Source organism: Hoeflea sp. (assembly GCF_984452065.1).
On sequence record NZ_CFHWAF010000011.1, the window covers coordinates 1 to 19,505 of the forward strand.

Here is a 19,505-nt window from a genome sequence, read left to right on the forward strand (position 1 = left end):
TCGCGAACGGCTTTGCTAACGCACTGCTACACCACTTCAGGGGACACGACCCCGGACTGCGCTGGACGGTCGAGGAATGCTTCCTGCGCGCCAAGGACGATTTGGGGCTCGATCATTGCGAGGCGCGTTCATGGCATGGTTGGCACCGTCACATATCCTTGGTCATGGCTGGTGCGGCATTCCTGGCAAAACTTGCCGCCGATCAACGGCGCTCTGCTGGCAAACGGGACAAAACGAGTCCAAAACCCGGCGCGGCCTGACAATCGCAATCCAGGAACTGCTCACCACATCTGAATTGAAGCATCTCATTGAAAAGAGCCTTGCCGCACCGGCAGTCTCGCCGGCATACTATTGGACATGGTCACGATGGCGACGAAGGCATCAACGCATCGCCGCCCTGTCTCACCGAAAAATGAGAGAACAGGCGCAACTGTAGTACTAATATAGCGGATGGCTGTTGCTGAAGTTTTCTGGTCGATCACTTAGTGTCCTCATTGCCTGCTTCGTATGGAGCCGCCATCGCCCTCACATCCAGGGGGGCGATGCGCTCCAAGAAACAAGGCACCGCCCGCTTTGGCGGTGAGCTTGAGCCTTACTCATCAACATCCCATCGCCGTTGAAGGCGATAACTTAGTATTGGTGCTTTTCGATACCGTAACTTCTCGCCCGTCAAATTGGGATACCGTAACTGCTTTGCAGCAAGCATAGTAAGCACCGGCGGCAATGCATCTTGCGGCATCCAGGCCGTTGCACGGAGAGCCCTTTGGTAAAGATGTATATGACCGACAGTCTTCGGTTGGTGGCTTTCACGGCGACAAAAATCGTGTCCAGGATTAGGCATGAACGTAAACTCGGAGTGCTCGATGTAAAGTGCCTCCGGTCGCAACAGCCTCCCGAACAAACTGAGATGCCGGAACTCGCGATAAGGTCCCTCATGTTTGAGTTCATCGACGCCAAATGAATAGTCCCAATTCCAGTCTTCGATCTCCAGCACATATGAGAGATATGAGAGGATCGCGGGGACCTCGGGTTTCTTGCGGCCTTTTGTTTTTGGCTTTGCGTTGGCAGTCATCACAACGAACCTAAAGAACCCTCAATATGTTAGGAGCATCACTGGCTTATCGCGACGTGTGACCGAGTGATTACAAAGTACAGCCCGGACAAAGCCGGGCTAAACGTAAAAGAATTCACCAGGACTATAGGCCCTAGCAAGCATTGCAATTCAAGCAATATCTTCGTGTTCAACATGCAATCTGTGTATGTTATCGGCAGCACGCTGTGCATTCGCCGCTGTGGCAATAAAAGCCACGCCCGCTATCTGCGGGCGTAGCAAATCTATCCAAATCCGTTCAGACGCTCCCTACTGATATCGAGCATTTTTTGAGCGCTATACTTGAGCTTATCGCTGATGCCATCTATTTCCGGCAGGGAAACAAGTTCCAATCCCGTCTTGAACTTGCCAAGCAGTTCATCCATCGCTCCATTGGCATCGCCGGCGGTCAAGCCTGCTGTTGCCGCCGCTTTGATGAAGTCGGCGCGGCGCAGCCTGTTGTCCTTTCCACATAGCTTGAGCGCCATACGATCATCCTCAAGGTTTGGAAAGACCCGTGTGGTTACAGCATCGTAGAGCGGTGCCATCCTGACGGTTTCAAATGTTCGGGCACCTGGCTGCGTGATTTTGAGTAGAGCCAGATTTTTCAGGTGCATATCGCCATCAGCAATAAGCCAGGCAAACATAGCCCGCTTGAGGATCAATAGCATGTCCTCTTCTGGACTGGTCGATAGTGGTCGAACAGCCCGCGCCATACGTTCGATCGTGCCGTCGTATTTCGCACCTGGAGGCAGATCCAGAACAGAACAAAGATCTTCCAGAGCAAGACGACGCTTATCGTCAGCGGCAATTCGAATATCAAAACGCTCGACGATTAGTGCCGGCGGCATCTCATCGGGCATCGCAGTCAATGCAATCTGCGGTGCTTCAAACCCGGCATGATGACCAAGTGTCATGGAAAGATATTCAATGATAGGAAGCGCTTCGAATCCGCTGGTTCCGGCCGGTTTGAGAATATGCGTAAAAGGCTTCTCGGAGGCCGGGACCAACCCACCGTATTCGTCCAGATACATCGGCGCCTTGATCTGAACACCAGATAGTCTGGGCGTATCCGACCTTGCATAAAGCCGCGCAAGATTTTCTTCGAAGCTCTTTTCGATGTCACCGCGCTCCGGCCCGCCATAGGTGCCGGAAAAGACACCGTCCTGAGAATGGTCCGTAAGGCGACTGACCATTACATCATCCGGCAATTCAGTCAGATCATCGGGCTGATCGGTGATGATGATGTTGGACATGTAACGCTTGCCCGAGCGCAGCATCGAGCGTTCATCCGCTTCTTTGAGAACACGTTCCAGCCAACCTTCAGGAAGCAGGGACAGTATGAAGGGTGGAAGCTGTCCCGGAATGCGCTGCTGAATGAGTGGCAAGTCAAACTCAGGGTCAGCACTCCACCGCCATTCATATCCGTCATGGCGAAGATGCCCGATCGGCTTATGATGCCATGCGACTAAAAATTCGAGGGCTGCTTCGTTGCGAACCTCGATCATTTCAGGCGCTTTCTTGAGATAGCGCTCGGCCTGTTCCCCTTCGCGATACCATTCATTTTCGCGAGCAAGAGCCCAAAGGGCATCAGCTGCCTTTGTCGGGTCACCAAACTCTTCAATCAACCTTTCCGCAATCGCGGTACGCATGGACTCATCAATTGATGCTGCGTGTTCGCTCCGAATACGAAACGCTTCGAGAAAACGCTGCCGCATGGAGGAAACAGGTATTTTGAATTCGCCAAGACCATCCTTGACCGTGGCTGTTGCTATTGAGGGGTGATCAGACGCAGCATTTTGGACGATCTCCAATGACCTTATCCGAGTACGCTGCGAGCGCGGCCCGCTTAAGTAAAGACGACCATCACGTGTGGGTGCGAGCAAAGAGGCACTCGCAGCTGATAGAAAAGCTTTTGGATAGAGATAGTGAGCAATACGGACGGCAAAACGTAAAACGGTTTCATCGATATCATCGTTGGCGTCGGCATAAATACCACGCATCAGCTGCACGATCTTGCCGGTTTCAGCCTGATAGTGGGCGCGTGTCTTATCAATGTTTTCACCAACGAGATAGATCATTTTCTAACTTTCGCGTATTTCATCTACGTGAAAGTTAGAATCTTTAGCGACAAAAATCAAGATTTTCTAACTTTTCCGTATATGAAATACGCGAAAGTTAGAATCCACCATTGCGGCTACGAGTCGGTAAATTGCTAAAGCGTTTCTGATTTTCACCGAATCGGAGAGGGATTCCGTTTTGAGTTGATTTGTGATTCAAGATGCGTGCTGGAAGAGGAGGACAGCATGCATGACCCGAGCCTTGAACCTGCGACCTTCAAGTTATGAGCCTGACATTATTGGTTCTATGCAATCCATTGTCACCTGCCCGTCGAAGGATCGATACGAGCGATTTTAGTTTTAAAGTCTTCATAGCGACTAAGAGCCGGTCTTGAAAGTCGAATTAAAGGTGGATGATCGGGTTTAGATGTGCTTCCAAACGGTTGTCGAAGCCAGTTTGGCGGACCTCATGTGGACACCGACCACCCGGCGGCAACGTAGCCGCAATGATCTGCGTTATGGAAGCGATCTGACCGATATGGAATGGAAGATTTTGGCTCCGTTGATGCCACAGCCGGGACGAACGGGCAGGCCTCGCAAGTGGCCGATGCGTGAAATCGTAAACGCCATCTTCTACGTCTTGCGAGGCGGCATTGCCTGGCGGCTGCTGGCGAAGGACTTTCCGCCGATGACGACGGTTTATGGCTGGTTTCTGCGCTTCCGGCGGGATCGTCTGTTCGAGGCGATCAACCACCATCTCGTGATGATCGATCGCCAGAGAGTGGGACGCAAGGCATCGCCTTCAGCGGCCGTGATTGACAGCCAGAGCGTCAAGACGACCGAGGCCGGCGGCCCCAGAGGCTATGACGCAGCCAAGAAGATCAAGGGCCGCAAGCGTCACGCCATGGTCGATACCGACGGACGCGCCCTGATCATCCAGGCGCATCCGGCTGATGTCCAGGATCGCGACGGCGCGGTCCGGCTGCTCAAGGCATCGCGCAAATCCTTCCCATCTGTCGAACATGCCTTCGCCGACAGCGCCTATAATGCACAAAGGGTCTGCGATGCCACGTGTATCACCATAGAGATCGTCAGCAAGATCGCCGATCAGGTCGGCTTTCAGGTCTTGCCGCGACGCTGGGTGGTCGAGCGCTTCTTGCCACGGATCCTGCGCGGTTGCCGTCTCAACAGGCTCAGGAAGGACAGGGCGGCCGCGTCGGTTGCGCAAAGCACGCTTCCCGCCGGCCCGAAACGCGTCGCGCCATCGGTATAGCAATGGACGCTGAATATCCAATTCGCGCGAAAGAGCCGCAACGTTATCACCGGCCTCCATGCGCTTGACGACTTTCAGCTTGAAATCCCGGCTGAAACTGCGGGGCTTCTTGGGTCGGAAACATCAATCCTCCTTACAGAGAACTGTAACCTGTTTCACTGACTCATTTACCGGGTTCAGTCCAGATGGAGCCTGGTAGCGGGAGAGGGACTCGAACCCCCGACACGCGGATTATGATTCCGCTGCTCTAACCACCTGAGCTACCCCGCCGGAGAGCCAAGAACGGCGCGATATAAGGGCGCGGGCTCTGCGGTGTCAAGCAAAAGCTTGCAGAAAATCAGGCCTGCCACTTGCATGCCGCGGGACAGGCCGATATGGCAACGCCAAAACCACGAAGGACGCCGACAATACTTATGAATTCCAATCCGGCAATTGCCGTCATCGGATGCGGATATTGGGGCGGGAACCATGTCAGGACGCTGAGCGGGCTCGGCGTGCTGGCAGCGGTTTGCGACGAGGACAAGGCCCGGGCGGCCGATCTCGCGAACGAATTCGGCGTCGCATCGATGGACATGGCTGCAGTCCTTGCAAGCCGCGAGATCGACGCGGTCGTGCTCGCCCTGCCGCCGCAGTTCCATGCACCGGCCGCGCTCCAGGTCATCGAGGCCGGCAAACATCTCCTCGTCGAAAAGCCGATCGCGCTCAATGTCGAGGACGCGACGGCCGTGGTGGAAGCCGCGGCGGCGACGGATCTCACGGTCATGACCGGCCATGTCCTGCGCTTCCATCCGGCATTCGAAACACTCGAACGCATGGCCCTCGGCGGGGAACTGGGCCAAATCCGGTACATCCACTCCCACCGTGTCGGCCTTGGCCGGTTCCACACCGAGAACGATGCCCTTTGGGATATCGCACCGCACGACCTGTCGCTCATCCTGGCGCTGACGGGCGAGGAGCCGGCCGACATCCGCGGCGAAGGCTCGGCGGTCCTCGACCATCTGAGCGATTTCGCGCACCTGCATCTCACATTCCCGGGCGGCGTTCGCTCGCATGTCTTTGCATCCCGGCTGAACCCCTATCGCGAACGGCGACTGACGGTCATCGGCGACAAGGCAATGGCCGTCTTCGATGATGTCGCACCCTGGGCGCAGAAGCTCGCCGTCTACGATCACCGGGTGTGGAGGGGCGACAACGGCATGCAGTTCGAGACGGCCGAGCCACGTTTTGTCGATATTCCCGAAGGGCTGCCGCTGACGCGGGAATGCGCCCATTTCATCGAATGTATCGCCGAGGGCACGCCCGCGCGCACCCCGGTCGATGACGGTCTGGCGGTCATCAAAATCCTGTCGGCGGGCACGGTCACCCATGACTGATCCGTGATTTTCACGGCAAACATTGCATCAAATGCCGATCACCTGCGGTTACAAACTGCACCTTTGTGTGATGTCCGAGGGGTGGAAATATGTGCAATGACAGCGTATTAGCTAGATTTGAAGGGATTTGACGTTATTGTCGGTGAGAGTGTGGACATCCGGCATGTTGGGGTCCGGGTGTCCACGATACTCTCAATACGGCACTGACTGGCAACCGGCACATTCCGGACCATCACTCGGTGCGACCGCAGGGGACTGAAGCAAATATGCAGTTTATCGATCTTGCTGCGCAAAGAGCGCGCATTGGTGATCGTCTTGAAAAGGCAGTCTCCAAGGTTCTGAGCGAAGGCCGCTACATTCTCGGCCCCGAAGTCTTCGAATTCGAGAAGAAGATTGCCGACTATGTGGGCGTCAGGCACGCGGTCGCCTGCGCCAACGGGACCGATGCCCTGCTGATCCCGCTCATGGCCTGGGAAATCGGCCCGGGAGACGCGGTCTTCGTACCCTCCTTCACATTTGCAGCAACCGCCGAAGTCGTGGTGCTCACCGGCGCCACCCCTGTTTTTGTCGAGGTCTCGCACGAGACTTACAATATCGACCCGGCGCGCCTCGAAGAGGCGGTCGTCGCCACCCGCGCCGAGGGACGCCTCAATCCGAGGGCCGTCATCCCGGTCGATCTGTTCGGCACGCCTGCCGACTACCCGGCACTCAGCGCCATCTGCAACAAGCACGGCCTGCTCATGCTGGAGGATGCGGCGCAAAGTGTCGGCGGCAAGACACCGGCCGGCCGTTGCGGTGCATTCGGCCATGCCGCCGCGACAAGTTTCTACCCGGCCAAGCCGCTCGGCTGCTACGGCGACGGCGGTGCGATGTTCACCAACGACGACGGCGTGATGGAAAAGCTGCGCTCCTATGCCTTCCACGGCAAGGGCGAAAGCCAGTATGACAACATCCATGTCGGCCTCAACTCCCGGCTCGACACGATCCAGGCGGCCATCCTGCTTGAAAAGCTGGCGATCTTCGATGAAGAACTGGAAGCACGCCAGAGGATCGCCGGCTATTACCGCGACAATCTGAAAGACCATGTCCGCGTTCCCCATATTCCGCGGGGCATGGTTTCGGCCTGGGCCCAGTTCGCAATCGAAACGGTCGACCGGGATGCGCTCAAGGCCCTGCTTGCCGAACGGGACATTCCGTCGGTGATCTATTACGTCAAGCCGCTGCACCGGCAGCCGGCCTATGCGCATTATCCGAAGGGCTCCGGCGAACTGACGGTAACGGAACAGTTGCCCAATTCGATCCTCTGCCTGCCCATGCATCCGTATCTGCAGCGCGGCGACCAGGATCGCATCATCGAAACGATCATCGAATTCGCGTCCTCCCGCCAAGCGGTGGCGGCGGAATAATCAAACCGCTATCTGGGGCATATGGCCGGCCATTGCGTCGGCCATCTTTTTGAGCACGCATTGTTCAGCGGCAACTTTTTGAGCACGCATTGTTCAGCGGCAACGCGGCGGATGCGCTGCCGCTCAGCTCTGATGCAGAGCCGCCGGTTTTGCGGCGTTCGACAAAAGCGCCTGCAGCAGCCGCTCCGCCTCTTCGGTCCGCTCGGTGCGGTCGATGAAGCCGCCGCCGAAAATGCGTGCATCGTCTTCGTCGCTCGAATAAAGAGCGCAGGCCTGCCCCGGCGCTATACCCGCCTCCCCTTCGGCAAGCTCAACCATCAGCGTGCCGTCCTGGAACCAGACGGTGGCCGGTTTCGGGGGGCGCGTCGACCGGACCTTGGCAAAACAGCCGAACCCGTTCTCGGGCAGCGCGGTGTGCGGCATGTCACCCAGCCAGTTTACATCGCGCAGGAAGACCCTGTGGGTGTCGAGGGCCGATCGCGGACCGACGACGACCCGGGACGACGGCGCGTCGAGATGAACGACGTAAAGAGGCTCGCCGATCGCAACGCCGATGCCGCGGCGCTGACCGATCGTGTAATGCATGATCCCGTCATGACGCCCCAGAACCCGGCCGTCCAAATGCACGATCTCGCCTTTCGCGGCCGCCTCCGGCCGCAGCTTGGCGATAATGTCGCTGTATTTTCCCTGCGGCACGAAACAAATATCCTGGCTCTCCGCCTTGTCGGCGACGCTCAGCCCCATACTGGCCGCCAGTGCCCGGGTCTCGGCCTTCGGCAGGTTGCCGAGCGGAAACCGCAGGAAATCGATCTGCTCCTGGGTGGTGGCAAAGAGAAAGTAGCTCTGGTCCTTGTCGCAATCGAGCGGGCGATAGAGCGCACGATGCTCGCCATTGGGCCGCGAACGGATATAGTGCCCCGTCGCCAGCGCGTCGGCTCCGAGCTCGCGTGCGGTCTTGAGAAGATCGGCGAATTTGACCGTCTGATTGCAGGCAACGCACGGAATGGGCGTTTCGCCTGCCACATAGCTTTCCGCAAACGGGTTGATGACCGCCTCGCGGAAGCGCTGCTCGTAATCGAGCACATAATGGGGAATGCCGAGCGTATCGGACACACGCCGCGCGTCGTCAATGTCCTGGCCCGCACAACACGATCCCGCCCGGTGCACGGCGGCGCCGTGATCGTAGAGCTGCAGTGTGACGCCGACGACGTCATATCCTTCGCGCTTCAACAGGCCGGCAACGACCGACGAGTCGACGCCGCCGGACATGGCGACGACAACCCGCGTGTCTTCGGGCTTCTTGTCGATATCAAGTGTATTCAAAACAGTTTTCCGCGTTCAAAGGCGTTAAAGGCGCCAATCAAGCTTTCCCGCATGATATATGCAATCGGCCGTCTGACGGCAAGTTGTTCGTGAAGACGGCGGATTGGCGACATCTGTCCGTGGCCGGAAGGCCGCAATCCCGATCCGTTGGAAAATCCTTCCGCGGCCCAAGGCCCGGCCGGCCCGAAAGGCTGCAGCCAAAGAGAGCACCGGGACTTCCATTCAATTGCCTTGCCGGACCGCCAATACCCGGCCGTCAGGTTTAGCGACGTAATTTTCACGTTTTTAAACAATAGATTAAACAATAAGCGCAGAAGACGACAGAAACCGCCTCGCAACCGCCCGCGACGCCATCACTCAAATTCGTATAAAGTCACGAGCTTTTGTTTAGACAATCTTTAAACCTCAATCTGTATGGTTGGCACAGATAGGTCTTTGAGTTTGTGTAGAGTGTCCAATGACCGAGATGGTACGATCGAGAATTAAATATGTTATCGGCCCCGACGGCAGTCCGTTGACGATCGCCGATCTTCCCCCCAGCACCACGAGGCGCTGGGTGATCCGCCGCAAGGCGGAGGTGGTTGCGGCCGTGCGCGGCGGGCTTCTCAGCCTCGAGGAGGCGTGTGAGCGCTACACACTGACCGTTGAGGAATTCCTTTCCTGGCAGGCGTCCATCGACGCCCATGGCCTCGCCGGGCTGCGGACAACCCGCATCCAGCAATACCGCCACTGACCGTGGTGCATTCGAGCCGGCCGACCCCCGGACCGGCTTGACATTCTCTCCTGCGATCACAGCACAATACCCAACCCGGACCGCGATCATGCCAGGTCGGACGAGGGCCTTGCCTGTATCAGCCAGTGCGCCAGGGTCACGGTCAGAGCTGAGCCTGCATAGCACCATAATCCCGGTTGTGTGAAAGCGCTGGCAACACCGCTCGTCTTGGCGGCAACGATGACCAGGGCCACCAGCAGCACATCCATCATCGACCATTTTGACAGCAGCGGGATAAATCTGCTCATCAGCGCCGGATGACCCGGTTCATTATCCCGCCTGGCGGCTTCATAGAGGACGGTCAGGATCTTCGCGATGGGAAAAACGGCCGAAAACAGCGCCACCAGCAGCGAGAGTGCAATGCTGCCGTCCTGCCAGAGCGAGACGATGATGTCCGCAAGCGACGGCGTTTCCTCGAAAAAATACAGCTTCTCAAACCGCACCAGCGGCAGGATCAGCCCGAGTGCCAGCAGGAACGGACCTGCAAACAACAAGGGCGGCAACAACAGCGGATAGCGCAAGAGCGAACCTCGGCCTGAGAATGTTCGGGCGTTCCGTCCCCGGATTGCCCGCCTGGCTTCGGAGCCGATCTGCTCCAGCCCGCAAACAGCAAAGCACATCCGCGCTGGCAGAACCAGCCGGATGCTCTTGCGTCAGGCGGAACGGGTTCGGCTATCCGACCTTTGTGCCGCGCGCATTCGCGTCGCGCACTTCAAGCGCCTCTGCCTTCTCCAGGTCGGCTTCGGCCTCCTCGACCGCAAGCTCGGCGGCGTCCTGCTGCACGCGCAATTCACGGATCGAACCCTGAAGGTTCTCGGCACGCTGACGCGCCGCCTTGGCGAATGTGGGATAGGCGAAGTGGGAAGGATCCGAAATCCCCGCCTTCTTTTCTTCTGCGGCAATCTGATATTCGAGCTCGGCGGCCATGCGCTCGAACTCCGACATCATCAGCTGAATCTGGTTCAGCTGCCGGCGTTTGTCGTTGACCTGAAACTCCTTCAGGCGAACGAGGCTCTCACTAGACTTCATACGCATTACTCCCGTGACGCGAGATCCCGGCAATTCAATTCCGTTATCCGTCCCCGGTTACCGTTTTCGCAAAGCTTCAAGCCGACGAAACAGCCGTTTGGCCGTTTTGGTAACCTTTCGTTTACGGACATCGTTAATCATAGGGCCAATCGCTTAAAACCGGGTAAATGAAATTCACCTGAATCGAGTTTTCTTTCGTGAATCTACCGAGTCGGTTATAAGCTTTTCTTAATGTATCAAATTAACTTCTGTTTTTTTGATTCACATTAAGAATCAGTGGTTTGAACATCACAACTGACGACAGAATTAAGGGTTGCGTTACCGAATTAGAATTTGTTAACCATTTCGTGACAGGTTCGGCGGGCGACGACTCGGTCCATAGAGTGCACATGGCCGTTGCGGCCTTTTGCGGCGGAAAAGGGGAAATTCATGCGGGTTTTATTGATCGAGGACGACAGTGCGACAGCACAGAGCATTGAGTTGATGCTCAAATCGGAAAGTTTCAATGTATATACCACCGACCTCGGCGAAGAAGGCGTGGACCTGGGAAAGCTGTATGATTACGACATTATTCTGCTTGACCTGAACCTGCCGGATATGTCCGGCTACGAGGTTCTGCGCACCCTGCGCCTCTCGAAGGTCAAGACACCCATTCTCATACTGTCCGGCATGGCCGGCATCGAGGACAAGGTCCGCGGTCTCGGCTTCGGCGCCGACGACTATATGACCAAGCCGTTCCACAAGGACGAGCTGATTGCCCGCATCCATGCCATCGTTCGCCGCTCCAAGGGGCATGCACAGTCGGTCATCACGACCGGAGACCTGCTGGTCAATCTCGACGCCAAGACCGTCGAAGTCGCCGGACAGCGCGTCCACCTGACCGGCAAGGAATATCAGATGCTGGAACTTCTTTCCCTGCGCAAGGGCACGACCCTGACCAAGGAAATGTTCCTCAACCATCTTTACGGCGGAATGGACGAGCCGGAACTCAAGATCATCGACGTCTTCATCTGCAAGCTGCGCAAGAAACTGGCGACGGCGGCTGGCGGCCGCAACTATATCGAGACCGTATGGGGTCGCGGTTACGTGCTCCGCGAGCCGGAAGACAGCGAGATACTCGAGAGCGCCTGATCGGAGGCGACTCACAGAAAACCGAATGGTTGGACCCGCCGAGGCAGATGCTTCCGGCGGGTTTTGCTTGTCCTGAAATACGTCATTGGCAAAACCATCCGTTACGGTTCGGCCACCGAGGGGAAAAACTCCTCAAGATCAGACCAGACCGGCATCAGAAAAAAGCAATGCGGCGCAGTTCACTGCGCCGCAATCGGCTGTGGAGGAGCGATGGGAAAGGAGCAGCGCCCGGTCAGGCCGCCGTCTTCGCCTGATCGGAGAAGACTTTTGTCAGAATTTCCCGGTCAAACGGCTTGAGCAGGAAATCGTCCGCACCGGCGCGCTTTCCCTGCATCATGTTCTTCAGCTTGCCCTCGATCAGGCAGTAGTAGATCTTCACCTTGTCGCCGCCGGGAAGGTTCCTCACGTCGCTGATAAGCTCGGTCGCTCCCGGCAGATCCGCATCGACGATCAGCACGGCCGGCACACGACCCTTGCAGATCGACATGGCGGTCTCGACATCGTCGGCCTCTGAAACCAGAAAACCGAGATCCGCCAGTATCCGTTTGGCGACCTTCCGAATGATCACCGATTTATCGACCAGAATAAGCCGTTGCATCATCGTATCTCCCCAATAACTGGCCCGAACCCCAAACACCCGTCTACGAGCGATCGGAGTAAGGAGCCGTTGCGGCGCCCGTTCGACACCAATTTAGGCTGGAGAGCTTCAGATTTGGTTACTGGAAAGGCTTAACGGCCGGTTAAGATGAAAGCCGTTTGCATGGCTGCGACATGCATTCAGGACGCCGTAAAGACCACGTCCTCGGCGCCGGCAGTGCTTGTCAGCGTCATCCCGGCGGTCTCGGCCAAAAGCACGGTGTAGTATGGCTGAATGGAATGCGCATCGATCGGCTCACTGCTTTCGCCGCTGTGAATTTCCAGGAATTTGGGCGGCACCCGCAGCATGCCGCCGCTGGCCTTCAGCGTGAATTTGGGAGCGGTCTCGAGATCTTCCAGAACCACCGATATGGATCCGCCGCGCGGGATCGATCCATAGGCGACGAGAAACAGGTTGAGGAGCAGCTTGACCTTGTTCTTTGCGACAATCGCCCGTGTTCCCTGCCAGGAGATCTCGGTTTTGTTGTCGGCTCCGGCAAAGTCCATGATCACCTTTTCCGCCTCGCCGGTATCGATCGACGCGCCGACGGAGCCTGACGCGCCAAACGCCAGCCGGGCAAATTTCAGGCGCACAGAAGCGTTATGCGCACTGGTCCGGATGAGGTTCATTGCATCTTCGTCCGCACCGCCTTCATCGAGCAGTTCCAGTCCGTTGTTGATGGCGCCGACGGGCGAAATGATGTCATGGCACACCCGGCTGCAAAGGAGCGCCGCTAGGTCCGGACCGGAAAGCGTAAGATTAGGATTTGAAGACATGTCGTGCTCCTTGTTCAGGCCTGCCCAGGCAGATGTCCGAGACCCGGCTACAGCCTGTTAGACACCATTCGAAGCCACAATGACAACACATTTGGTAAACCGACTGTTAACGTCCTCGAGCGATGATACCCAGGCATTATGAGTGCCAGGTTAATTCCGAATCGGAGATATAAAATGAACCGCGTGCATCGCGCAATCACTGCCTTGTTTCTGCATGTGACAATCGCCTCCATACTCGCGGCGGCGACCTTTTCCGCGGCAAGCGCGCAACAGGTCGAGCCGGCCGGCTCGCAACAATACACGATGCAGGAAATGGTCGACGCCGGGCACAATTATTTCGGGTCCGCGACCGACGGCCTTGCCCGCGTCGTCGAAAGGGCATTCCAGCAATACGGCCTGCCCAACGGCTATGTCCTCGGCGAGGAGGCCTCCGGCGCCCTTGTCGGCGGGCTGACCTACGGGGAAGGCCAGCTCTATACAAAAAATGCCGGTGAACATCAGGTCTTCTGGCAGGGGCCATCCCTCGGCTTCGACTATGGCGGCCAGGGCAGCCGGGTCATGATGCTGGTTTATGAACTCGGCAGCGTCGACGACATATATGGCCGCTTTGCCGGTGTCAGCGGTCAGGCTTACGCGATCGCCGGTGCGGGCATGACCGTGCTGCAGGGCGGGCATGTCGTCATTGTACCCATCCGCACCGGTGTGGGCGCCCGTATCGGCATCAATATCGGCTATTTGAAGCTGACCCCCCGTCCGACCTGGAACCCGTTCTGACCGGGCCGCCGGCGCCATCGCCGCCGCGACCGAAAGGACACGTTGGTTAACCAGAAGTAATCGGGAGCCCTTTACCCGTATCTGCTAGCATGCTTTATGCAGGTGGGCGCGGCAAACGACGGAATATCCGGCACATCCTGTGTGTTGCGGTTGCCGCGAGAACGGGTGTCGGTAATCGGCCCCGGCCATCCCGCGGGAACGGATACGTGCAACCAGAAAACCGCAAGTCAGCTTTGTCTGTATTGTCTGCGATAAAGGGGCCAGACCGGTCAGCGGGTACGCCGCGTGATTGAGTTCCTCCTCATATTCGCCCTGGGTTTTCTGGCGGCTGCGATCCTCGCAATGCTGGTCACGCCGGCCATATATGGCCGTATCGTCAAACTGACCGAAAAGCGCATCGAGGCGACGGTGCCGCTGAGCCTTTCGGAGATCAAGGGCAAGGCGGATCAGATACGCGCCGTCTTTGCCGCCGAATCCGCCAAACTGACGACCGAATTGAAGTCCGAGCGCGAACAGGTCGTGCTCCAGAAGGTCAGGGCCGAAAAGCTCCAATCCGACCTCGCCGAGCTTGCCGGCGACAAAAAGCTGGCGGATCAGCACATCGAGGAACTGGTCACCGAAGCCGGTGAATTGCGTTCCGACGGCCGCAAGCAACAACAGCTCATCGACAAGCTGTCGGAAACCGTGCGCGAGTTTGAGCGCATGAAGAAGATGGACAATGCCCAGATCGCGCGGCTGCACAACGACCTGATCGCCATGTCCACGGAAGTCGAGAGCACCAAGATCGACCTCGCCGCCAGCCACACGGAGATGGTCAATCTGCGCACGCAACTCGATGCGGTGACGATGGAGCGCGATCAATTGCTCAATGACATCGCCTCCATCGCCGATGCGGCGCAGACACTTGAACAGACCCTGCAACAGGAGCAGGAAGCGCACAACCAGACACGCATCGAACTGGCGGCGGCCCAATCCTCACACGCCGACACCGAGGCCCAGTTGCAGGACACGTTTGAACTGCTTGAACTTCAGAAGAAACGGCTCGGAGACGAAATCAGCGCGCTGGAAGAGAGCCTGAAGGCCGCGGCGGAAGCGGCCGTCGATCAGGAAAACGTCCTGCAGGGCGAAAAACAGGAACACGAGGCGACCCGCATAGAACTGGCGGCCGCCCAATCCGGCGTCGCAGACCGCGACAGTCAGCTCGCCCAGCTCGACGGCGCAATGAAACAGCAGGCCAATGAACTGAACGGCCAGATCGATGCACTCATCAAGGAGGGCGAGACGCTGACCGCCGAACTGACGCGTCAGGCGGAACGATACAGCCTGCTTGAGCGCGAGCTGAGCACGGAGCAGGACACCCACAAGCAAACCGGCGCCGAGCTTAAGGCGGCCGATGCTGCCTTCAAGGACAGCGTTGCGCAGCACGAAAAGACGCAGAAGGAAAACGCCAAAACCACCGCCGCTCTGGAGAAACAGATAAAGGCGCTGCAAAATGAGGGCGACAAACGCACCTCGGAACTCGAAACGGCGCACAAACGCCACGAGGCGCTTCAGGATAATTTGAGCACCGAGAAGGCAAACCATAAGGAAACCCGGATCGAGCTCTCCACCCGGCAGTCCCTGCTCGACGAGCGCATCCGCCAGCTCGGCGAAGCAAACGCGCAGATCGACGACCTGCATGGCAAGGTCGAGGAGGCGAGCGAGGCCCACCGGCTGAGCCTGGCCGACCAGCAAAAGGCGCAACGCGAGATCGAAGCGCTCACCGGACGTGTCGAGAATACCAAGACGGCACTGGAAAAGAGCAGGGTGACGGAGCGCGGCGGACGCGAACAGATCATCGTGCTCAAAGCTGAAAACCGGCAGCTTCGGAAGGATCTGAAAACCTCAGAGGCCGCGGCGAAGGATTGGCAGCGCCGCCTTGAACACGAGCGGGAACAGACGATCAGGCTGGCAAAGACCGTCAAGTCGAAGGAACAGGAGATTGCCGGGGCGGCCCGCAAGCTCGAGAGCGCAAAAAAAGCCCTGGCCGGACAGGAAGAGATGCTGAGGCGTGCGCCTGCGGCACAATCGGCGCCGCAGGCGCAGGCGACCAACGGATCTGTGCGTGTCGCAAACGGTGATGCCGAGGAGATAAAAGAGGAGAAAAGGGACATTAACGGAACCATAAAAGGACGGATGGAGGATCTTCGCCTGCGCCACACCGCTTTGGTCGACAAGCTGAAGAGCACGCCGGACAGCAGCGACGATTCGGGAATGCGCGAGGAGATCGCCGCCATTGCCGCCGCCGTCGTCGGCCTGTCCGGGCGGCGTGAAGGCGACGCTTCACCGATCCATAAAATCATCTCGGACGCGGGAACGCCGGTTCATGCGGGCGCCGAACGGGTCAGTCTCGCCAGCCGGGCGAAATCCGAACTGGAAAGCTGAGCTGCCTGCACGGGATTTACGTCAGTCGCTGCTGGCCTGTCGCAACGCAGTAAAGGGCGATGCCTGCCGCGGTCGCGACATTGAGGCTGTCCAATCCCTTCGCCTGCGGGATTCGCACCCTGCCAAGCCGGTCGAGCAGCGCTTTCGGCAGCCCCTCCCCCTCGGTTCCGACGAGCAGCGCGGTGCGCGATCCGACATTCACACCGCCGATCGCCTGCCCGCCATCGGGAGAAAGCGCGACGAGCTCGAACTGCCGGTCGGATAACTGCTCCGCAATCTCATCAACGCGTCCGCCGCGGACGAAAGGCACCGTCAGGGCAGCGCCGACGGAAACGCGGATGGATTTGCGGTACAGCGGATCGCAGCATTCGGTATCCAGGCAGACAAGGTCGACACCGAACGCCGCAGCATTGCGGAACAGCCCGCCCAGATTGTCATGATTGGAAATGGCGTTGCACACCAGGACGAGCGCGTTCGCGGGCAGGCCGGCGATCGCATCCCCGAAAGGCTGAGCCCGGCGCACCCTGCCGACCGCAAGGACACCGCGATGCATGGGAAAACCGGCAATGGCGTCGATGGTCTCGCGCCCGCAGACCATTACCTGGACAGTCGGGCCGAACGCCTCGAGGATATCCGCCACACCCGCCAGCCGGCTCTCCAGAAGCAGGAGCTTTTCCGCCTCGAAACGGTCGGAAGCGGCAAGCATGCGAAGGACCACCGTGCCTTCGGCAATGAAGCGTCCCTCGCGGCCGACAAGATCGCGCTCGCGGATATGCCTGAATTCGGCGACGCGCTCATCATCGGGATCAAGAATGCGAACAAACCGGCCGGTCGCCTCGGTCATCTCCCGGTCGCCTCGGTCATCTCCCGGTCGCCTCGGTCATTTCAATGTGATTTCCGCAGCCATGCGGCCGGTCTCGACATCCAGAACATAGGCTTTTTGCGAATCGTCGGCCATCCGGCCGAAAAACAGGATACGCGGTCCGTCGAGCGCAACATCGTCAACGATAAAGCCCTGCGGCAGGGACGCATCGCGCTGAACGGGCCCTTCCGAGGGCACGACGAGGCCCTGCCCGGCGGCAACACGGTTTTCCTCATCCGGCTGCACGACCCTGTAGACAACACCGGCAAGGACCGCCATAACTCCCAAAATCATAATGCCGATGGAAACGACAAGCAGCCGAACCATCTTTCGCCGCACTTTTTCCATTTCCGGATCAAGCGGCTTTTCCTCTTCCGGTTCGATTTCCACCTTGTTCATCTGGGCCCCTGTTTCACCGATTGCAGTTCCATGACTGATCCCTTTACCCAAGCATCGCACGAGAAGAAAGTGCTCAAGGCGGACGCTTCCGCCGCCGGCCGGCTCGATGCATGGCTGGTTTCGGCACTTTCCGGCAAGCTTTCGCGCAGCCGGCTGCAGTCGTTGATACGAAACGGTTCCGTCAGCGTGAACGGCATCGTGGTCACCGAGCCGAAGCGTGCAGTCGCGCCCGGCGACGCCATAGAACTGGCAGTGCCGGAGCCGCGTGACGCCGCGCCGAAAGGCGAAGCGCTGGCGCTGGACATTCTTTACGAGGACGACGATCTCATCGTGATATCGAAAGCCGCCGGCATGGTCGTCCATCCCGGCGCGGGCAACCACACCGGAACGCTGGTCAATGCGCTCATTCACCACTGCGGCGACAGCCTGTCCGGTATCGGCGGGGTCAAACGGCCCGGCATCGTTCATCGCTTGGACAAGAACACCAGCGGCGTGATGGTGGCGGCCAAAAACGACTTCGCCCACAACCGCCTGGCCGAACAGTTCGCGGATCATGGCCTGTCCGGCCCCCTGCGGCGCGCATATCTCGCTCTTGTCTGGGGCTGCCCCTCACCGCTGAAAGGCACGATCGACGCGCCCATCGGCCGCTCACCCTCAGACCGGACAAAGCGTTCGGTCCATCGCGCGCAGGGACCCGACACGCGTCACGCCGTGACCCATTACGAAGTCAAACAACGGTTTGGCGCAAGAGACGGAACACCGGCTTCGGCATCCCTGGTGGATTGCCGGCTTGAAACCGGGCGGACGCACCAGATCCGCGTTCATCTGGAACATGTGGGACATCCTCTTATCGGCGATCCCGAATACGGTGCGGCCTTCCGCACCAAGATCAACACGCTGCCCGCCGAGATCGCCGAAGCGGTGGCGAAAATGAACCGGCAGGCCCTGCATGCCTATCTCCTGCAGTTTTCCCATCCGCGCGACGGACACACGCTGCGCTTCGAGGCGCCGCTTGCGCCCGATATGAGCGAGATTATTGCAGCGTTTTCATAGTCTTGGACAAATTATGATACCCGTGCGGATTTGTCGCAAAAAATCGTGTCTTTCAAGCTAAAAGCCGCCTGAAATCAAAGGCATAAATGGATTCATGCGGCGCTGGCTTGATCTCGCCGCTATTCGTGACTATGTCAAAACCGAATGTGCCTGGCGAACAACGGGCACGGCGGGCTTGCCTCGAAGAGGGAGCCTCAAACAAGGAAGGAGGGGTGCTGTAATGGCCCGAAACACCTTACCGACGGTGACTGCTGGCGAAGGTGGCCTGAACCGTTATCTCGAAGAAATCCGACGTTTTCCGATGCTGGAGCCCCAGCAGGAATACATGCTGGCCAAGCGTTATCACGAACATCACGATACCGAGGCGGCCCATGAACTGGTGACCAGCCATCTGCGCCTTGTCGCCAAGATCGCCATGGGTTATCGCGGCTATGGCCTGCCGATCGGTGAAGTCATCTCCGAAGGCAATGTCGGATTGATGCAGGCCGTGAAAAAATTCGATCCCGAGCGCGGCTTCCGCCTCGCGACCTATGCCATGTGGTGGATCAAGGCCTCCATACAGGAGTACATCTTGCGCTCCTGGTCGCTGGTGAAAATGGGCACGACGGCGAATCAGAAGCGCCTTTTCTTCAACCTGCGCAAGCTGAAGGGCCGCATCCAGGCCCTCGAAGAGGGCGATCTCAGACCGGACCAGGTCGCCGAGATCGCCACCAAGCTCAATGTCAGCGAAGACGAGGTCGTGTCGATGAACCGCCGCCTGTCGGGCGACGCGTCGCTGAACGCACCGATCAAGGCTTCGGAAGGCGAATCGGGACAGTGGCAGGACTGGCTCGTCGATGAAAGCGACGATCAGGAAACCCTGCTGATCCAGCAGGATGAGCTGGAAGACCGTCGTGCCATGCTGGCCTCGGCGATGGATGTGCTGAACGATCGCGAAAAACGCATCTTCCAGGCCCGCAGGCTGTCGGAGAAGCCGATGACGCTCGAGGAGTTGTCCGGCGAATTCGACATCAGCCGCGAGCGTGTGCGGCAGATCGAAGTCCGGGCTTTCGAGAAAGTACAGAACGCGGTCCGCAAGGCCGCGGTCGAGCGGGCAAACAGCCTTCAGCCGGTGTCACAATAG

The 19,505-nt window shown here is 58.4% G+C and carries 18 protein-coding genes, 1 tRNA gene and 2 pseudogenes; 10 read left to right on the forward strand and 11 right to left on the reverse strand.

Features of this window, described 5'->3' with window-relative positions; genetic code table 11:
• Positions 1 to 260, forward strand: a pseudogene (locus tag AC5E6N_RS03835) (hypothetical protein); the annotation flags it as partial.
• A gap of 332 nt (positions 261 to 592) precedes the next feature.
• Here AC5E6N_RS03835 and AC5E6N_RS03840 read toward each other — a convergent pair.
• Both AC5E6N_RS03840 and AC5E6N_RS03845 read right to left on the reverse strand, forming a co-directional pair.
• The gene (locus AC5E6N_RS03840) at positions 593 to 1,072 is read right to left on the reverse strand and encodes a hypothetical protein (protein ID WP_491746577.1); all 480 of its coding nucleotides are present in this window, start codon (positions 1,070 to 1,072) and stop codon (positions 593 to 595) included.
• A 263-nt stretch (positions 1,073 to 1,335) separates the two neighbouring features.
• Positions 1,336 to 3,171, reverse strand: a complete 1,836-nt coding sequence (locus AC5E6N_RS03845) for a type II toxin-antitoxin system HipA family toxin (RefSeq protein WP_491746578.1) — start codon at positions 3,169 to 3,171, stop codon at positions 1,336 to 1,338.
• A 448-nt stretch (positions 3,172 to 3,619) separates the two neighbouring features.
• On the opposite strand from AC5E6N_RS03845, the gene AC5E6N_RS03850 reads away from it, so the two are divergent.
• The gene (locus AC5E6N_RS03850; RefSeq protein WP_491746579.1) at positions 3,620 to 4,423 is read left to right on the forward strand and encodes an IS5 family transposase; all 804 of its coding nucleotides are present in this window, start codon (positions 3,620 to 3,622) and stop codon (positions 4,421 to 4,423) included.
• On the opposite strand, the pseudogene AC5E6N_RS03855 reads toward AC5E6N_RS03850, so the two are convergent.
• Positions 4,415 to 4,483, reverse strand: a pseudogene (locus AC5E6N_RS03855) (hypothetical protein); the annotation flags it as partial. The gene AC5E6N_RS03850 and the pseudogene AC5E6N_RS03855 sit on opposite strands and share 9 nt — an antisense overlap.
• 133 nt (positions 4,484 to 4,616) lie before the next feature.
• Positions 4,617 to 4,693, reverse strand: a tRNA-Met gene (locus AC5E6N_RS03860).
• A gap of 143 nt (positions 4,694 to 4,836) precedes the next feature.
• On the opposite strand from AC5E6N_RS03860, the gene AC5E6N_RS03865 reads away from it, so the two are divergent.
• Positions 4,837 to 5,796: a Gfo/Idh/MocA family protein gene (locus AC5E6N_RS03865; protein WP_491746580.1), complete on the forward strand. Its 960-nt coding sequence runs from the start codon at positions 4,837 to 4,839 to the stop codon at positions 5,794 to 5,796.
• A gap of 266 nt (positions 5,797 to 6,062) precedes the next feature.
• A complete protein-coding gene (locus tag AC5E6N_RS03870; RefSeq protein ID WP_491746581.1) occupies positions 6,063 to 7,202 on the forward strand; it encodes a DegT/DnrJ/EryC1/StrS family aminotransferase in 1,140 nt (379 codons plus the stop codon).
• A gap of 123 nt (positions 7,203 to 7,325) precedes the next feature.
• On the opposite strand, the gene mnmA is transcribed toward AC5E6N_RS03870, so the two are convergent.
• On the reverse strand, positions 7,326 to 8,525 hold the full coding sequence (mnmA, locus tag AC5E6N_RS03875) for a tRNA 2-thiouridine(34) synthase MnmA (RefSeq protein ID WP_491746582.1): 1,200 nt from the start codon (positions 8,523 to 8,525) through the stop codon (positions 7,326 to 7,328).
• A gap of 457 nt (positions 8,526 to 8,982) precedes the next feature.
• Between mnmA and sciP the strand changes: the two genes are divergently transcribed.
• On the forward strand, positions 8,983 to 9,258 hold the full coding sequence (gene sciP / locus AC5E6N_RS03880; RefSeq protein ID WP_491688780.1) for a CtrA inhibitor SciP: 276 nt from the start codon (positions 8,983 to 8,985) through the stop codon (positions 9,256 to 9,258).
• An 86-nt stretch (positions 9,259 to 9,344) separates the two neighbouring features.
• Here the strand turns inward: sciP and AC5E6N_RS03885 are convergent, their stop codons facing one another.
• Together AC5E6N_RS03885 and AC5E6N_RS03890 are read right to left on the reverse strand one after the other, a co-directional pair.
• Positions 9,345 to 9,917 carry a paraquat-inducible protein A gene (locus tag AC5E6N_RS03885; RefSeq protein WP_491746583.1) on the reverse strand — a complete coding sequence of 191 codons (573 nt, stop codon included), beginning with the start codon at positions 9,915 to 9,917 and terminating at the stop codon, positions 9,345 to 9,347.
• Between the two features lie 52 nt (positions 9,918 to 9,969).
• Entirely contained in the window at positions 9,970 to 10,326 is a 357-nt protein-coding gene (locus AC5E6N_RS03890; RefSeq protein WP_491746584.1) for a flagellar export protein FliJ, read from the reverse strand.
• A gap of 429 nt (positions 10,327 to 10,755) precedes the next feature.
• On the opposite strand from AC5E6N_RS03890, the gene ctrA reads away from it, so the two are divergent.
• A complete protein-coding gene (gene ctrA, locus AC5E6N_RS03895; protein WP_267988608.1) occupies positions 10,756 to 11,457 on the forward strand; it encodes a response regulator transcription factor CtrA in 702 nt (233 codons plus the stop codon).
• Positions 11,458 to 11,689: 232 nt separating this feature from the next.
• Here ctrA and AC5E6N_RS03900 read toward each other — a convergent pair whose 3' ends face one another.
• Positions 11,690 to 12,055, reverse strand: a complete 366-nt coding sequence (locus AC5E6N_RS03900; protein ID WP_491688916.1) for a response regulator — start codon at positions 12,053 to 12,055, stop codon at positions 11,690 to 11,692.
• A 179-nt stretch (positions 12,056 to 12,234) separates the two neighbouring features.
• A complete protein-coding gene (gene chpT, locus AC5E6N_RS03905) occupies positions 12,235 to 12,870 on the reverse strand; it encodes a histidine phosphotransferase ChpT (protein ID WP_491746585.1) in 636 nt (211 codons plus the stop codon).
• Between the two features lie 174 nt (positions 12,871 to 13,044).
• Between chpT and AC5E6N_RS03910 the strand changes: the two genes are divergently transcribed.
• Complete coding sequence (locus AC5E6N_RS03910; RefSeq protein ID WP_491746586.1) at positions 13,045 to 13,644, forward strand: DUF1134 domain-containing protein; 600 nt, start codon at positions 13,045 to 13,047, stop codon at positions 13,642 to 13,644.
• Between the two features lie 285 nt (positions 13,645 to 13,929).
• Positions 13,930 to 16,068, forward strand: coding sequence for a coiled-coil domain-containing protein (locus AC5E6N_RS03915; protein ID WP_491746587.1), 2,139 nt, complete (start codon positions 13,930 to 13,932; stop codon positions 16,066 to 16,068).
• A 16-nt stretch (positions 16,069 to 16,084) separates the two neighbouring features.
• Here AC5E6N_RS03915 and AC5E6N_RS03920 read toward each other — a convergent pair whose 3' ends face one another.
• Both AC5E6N_RS03920 and AC5E6N_RS03925 read right to left on the reverse strand, forming a co-directional pair.
• Positions 16,085 to 16,912, reverse strand: coding sequence for a TrmH family RNA methyltransferase (locus AC5E6N_RS03920; protein ID WP_491746588.1), 828 nt, complete (start codon positions 16,910 to 16,912; stop codon positions 16,085 to 16,087).
• A 36-nt stretch (positions 16,913 to 16,948) separates the two neighbouring features.
• The gene (locus AC5E6N_RS03925; protein ID WP_491746589.1) at positions 16,949 to 17,329 is read right to left on the reverse strand and encodes a hypothetical protein; all 381 of its coding nucleotides are present in this window, start codon (positions 17,327 to 17,329) and stop codon (positions 16,949 to 16,951) included.
• A 30-nt stretch (positions 17,330 to 17,359) separates the two neighbouring features.
• Here AC5E6N_RS03925 and AC5E6N_RS03930 point away from each other — a divergent pair, with 30 nt between their 5' ends.
• Both AC5E6N_RS03930 and rpoH read left to right on the forward strand, forming a co-directional pair.
• On the forward strand, positions 17,360 to 18,382 hold the full coding sequence (locus AC5E6N_RS03930) for an RluA family pseudouridine synthase (protein ID WP_491746590.1): 1,023 nt from the start codon (positions 17,360 to 17,362) through the stop codon (positions 18,380 to 18,382).
• A 220-nt stretch (positions 18,383 to 18,602) separates the two neighbouring features.
• Positions 18,603 to 19,505 carry an RNA polymerase sigma factor RpoH gene (gene rpoH, locus AC5E6N_RS03935; protein ID WP_491746591.1) on the forward strand — a complete coding sequence of 301 codons (903 nt, stop codon included), beginning with the start codon at positions 18,603 to 18,605 and terminating at the stop codon, positions 19,503 to 19,505.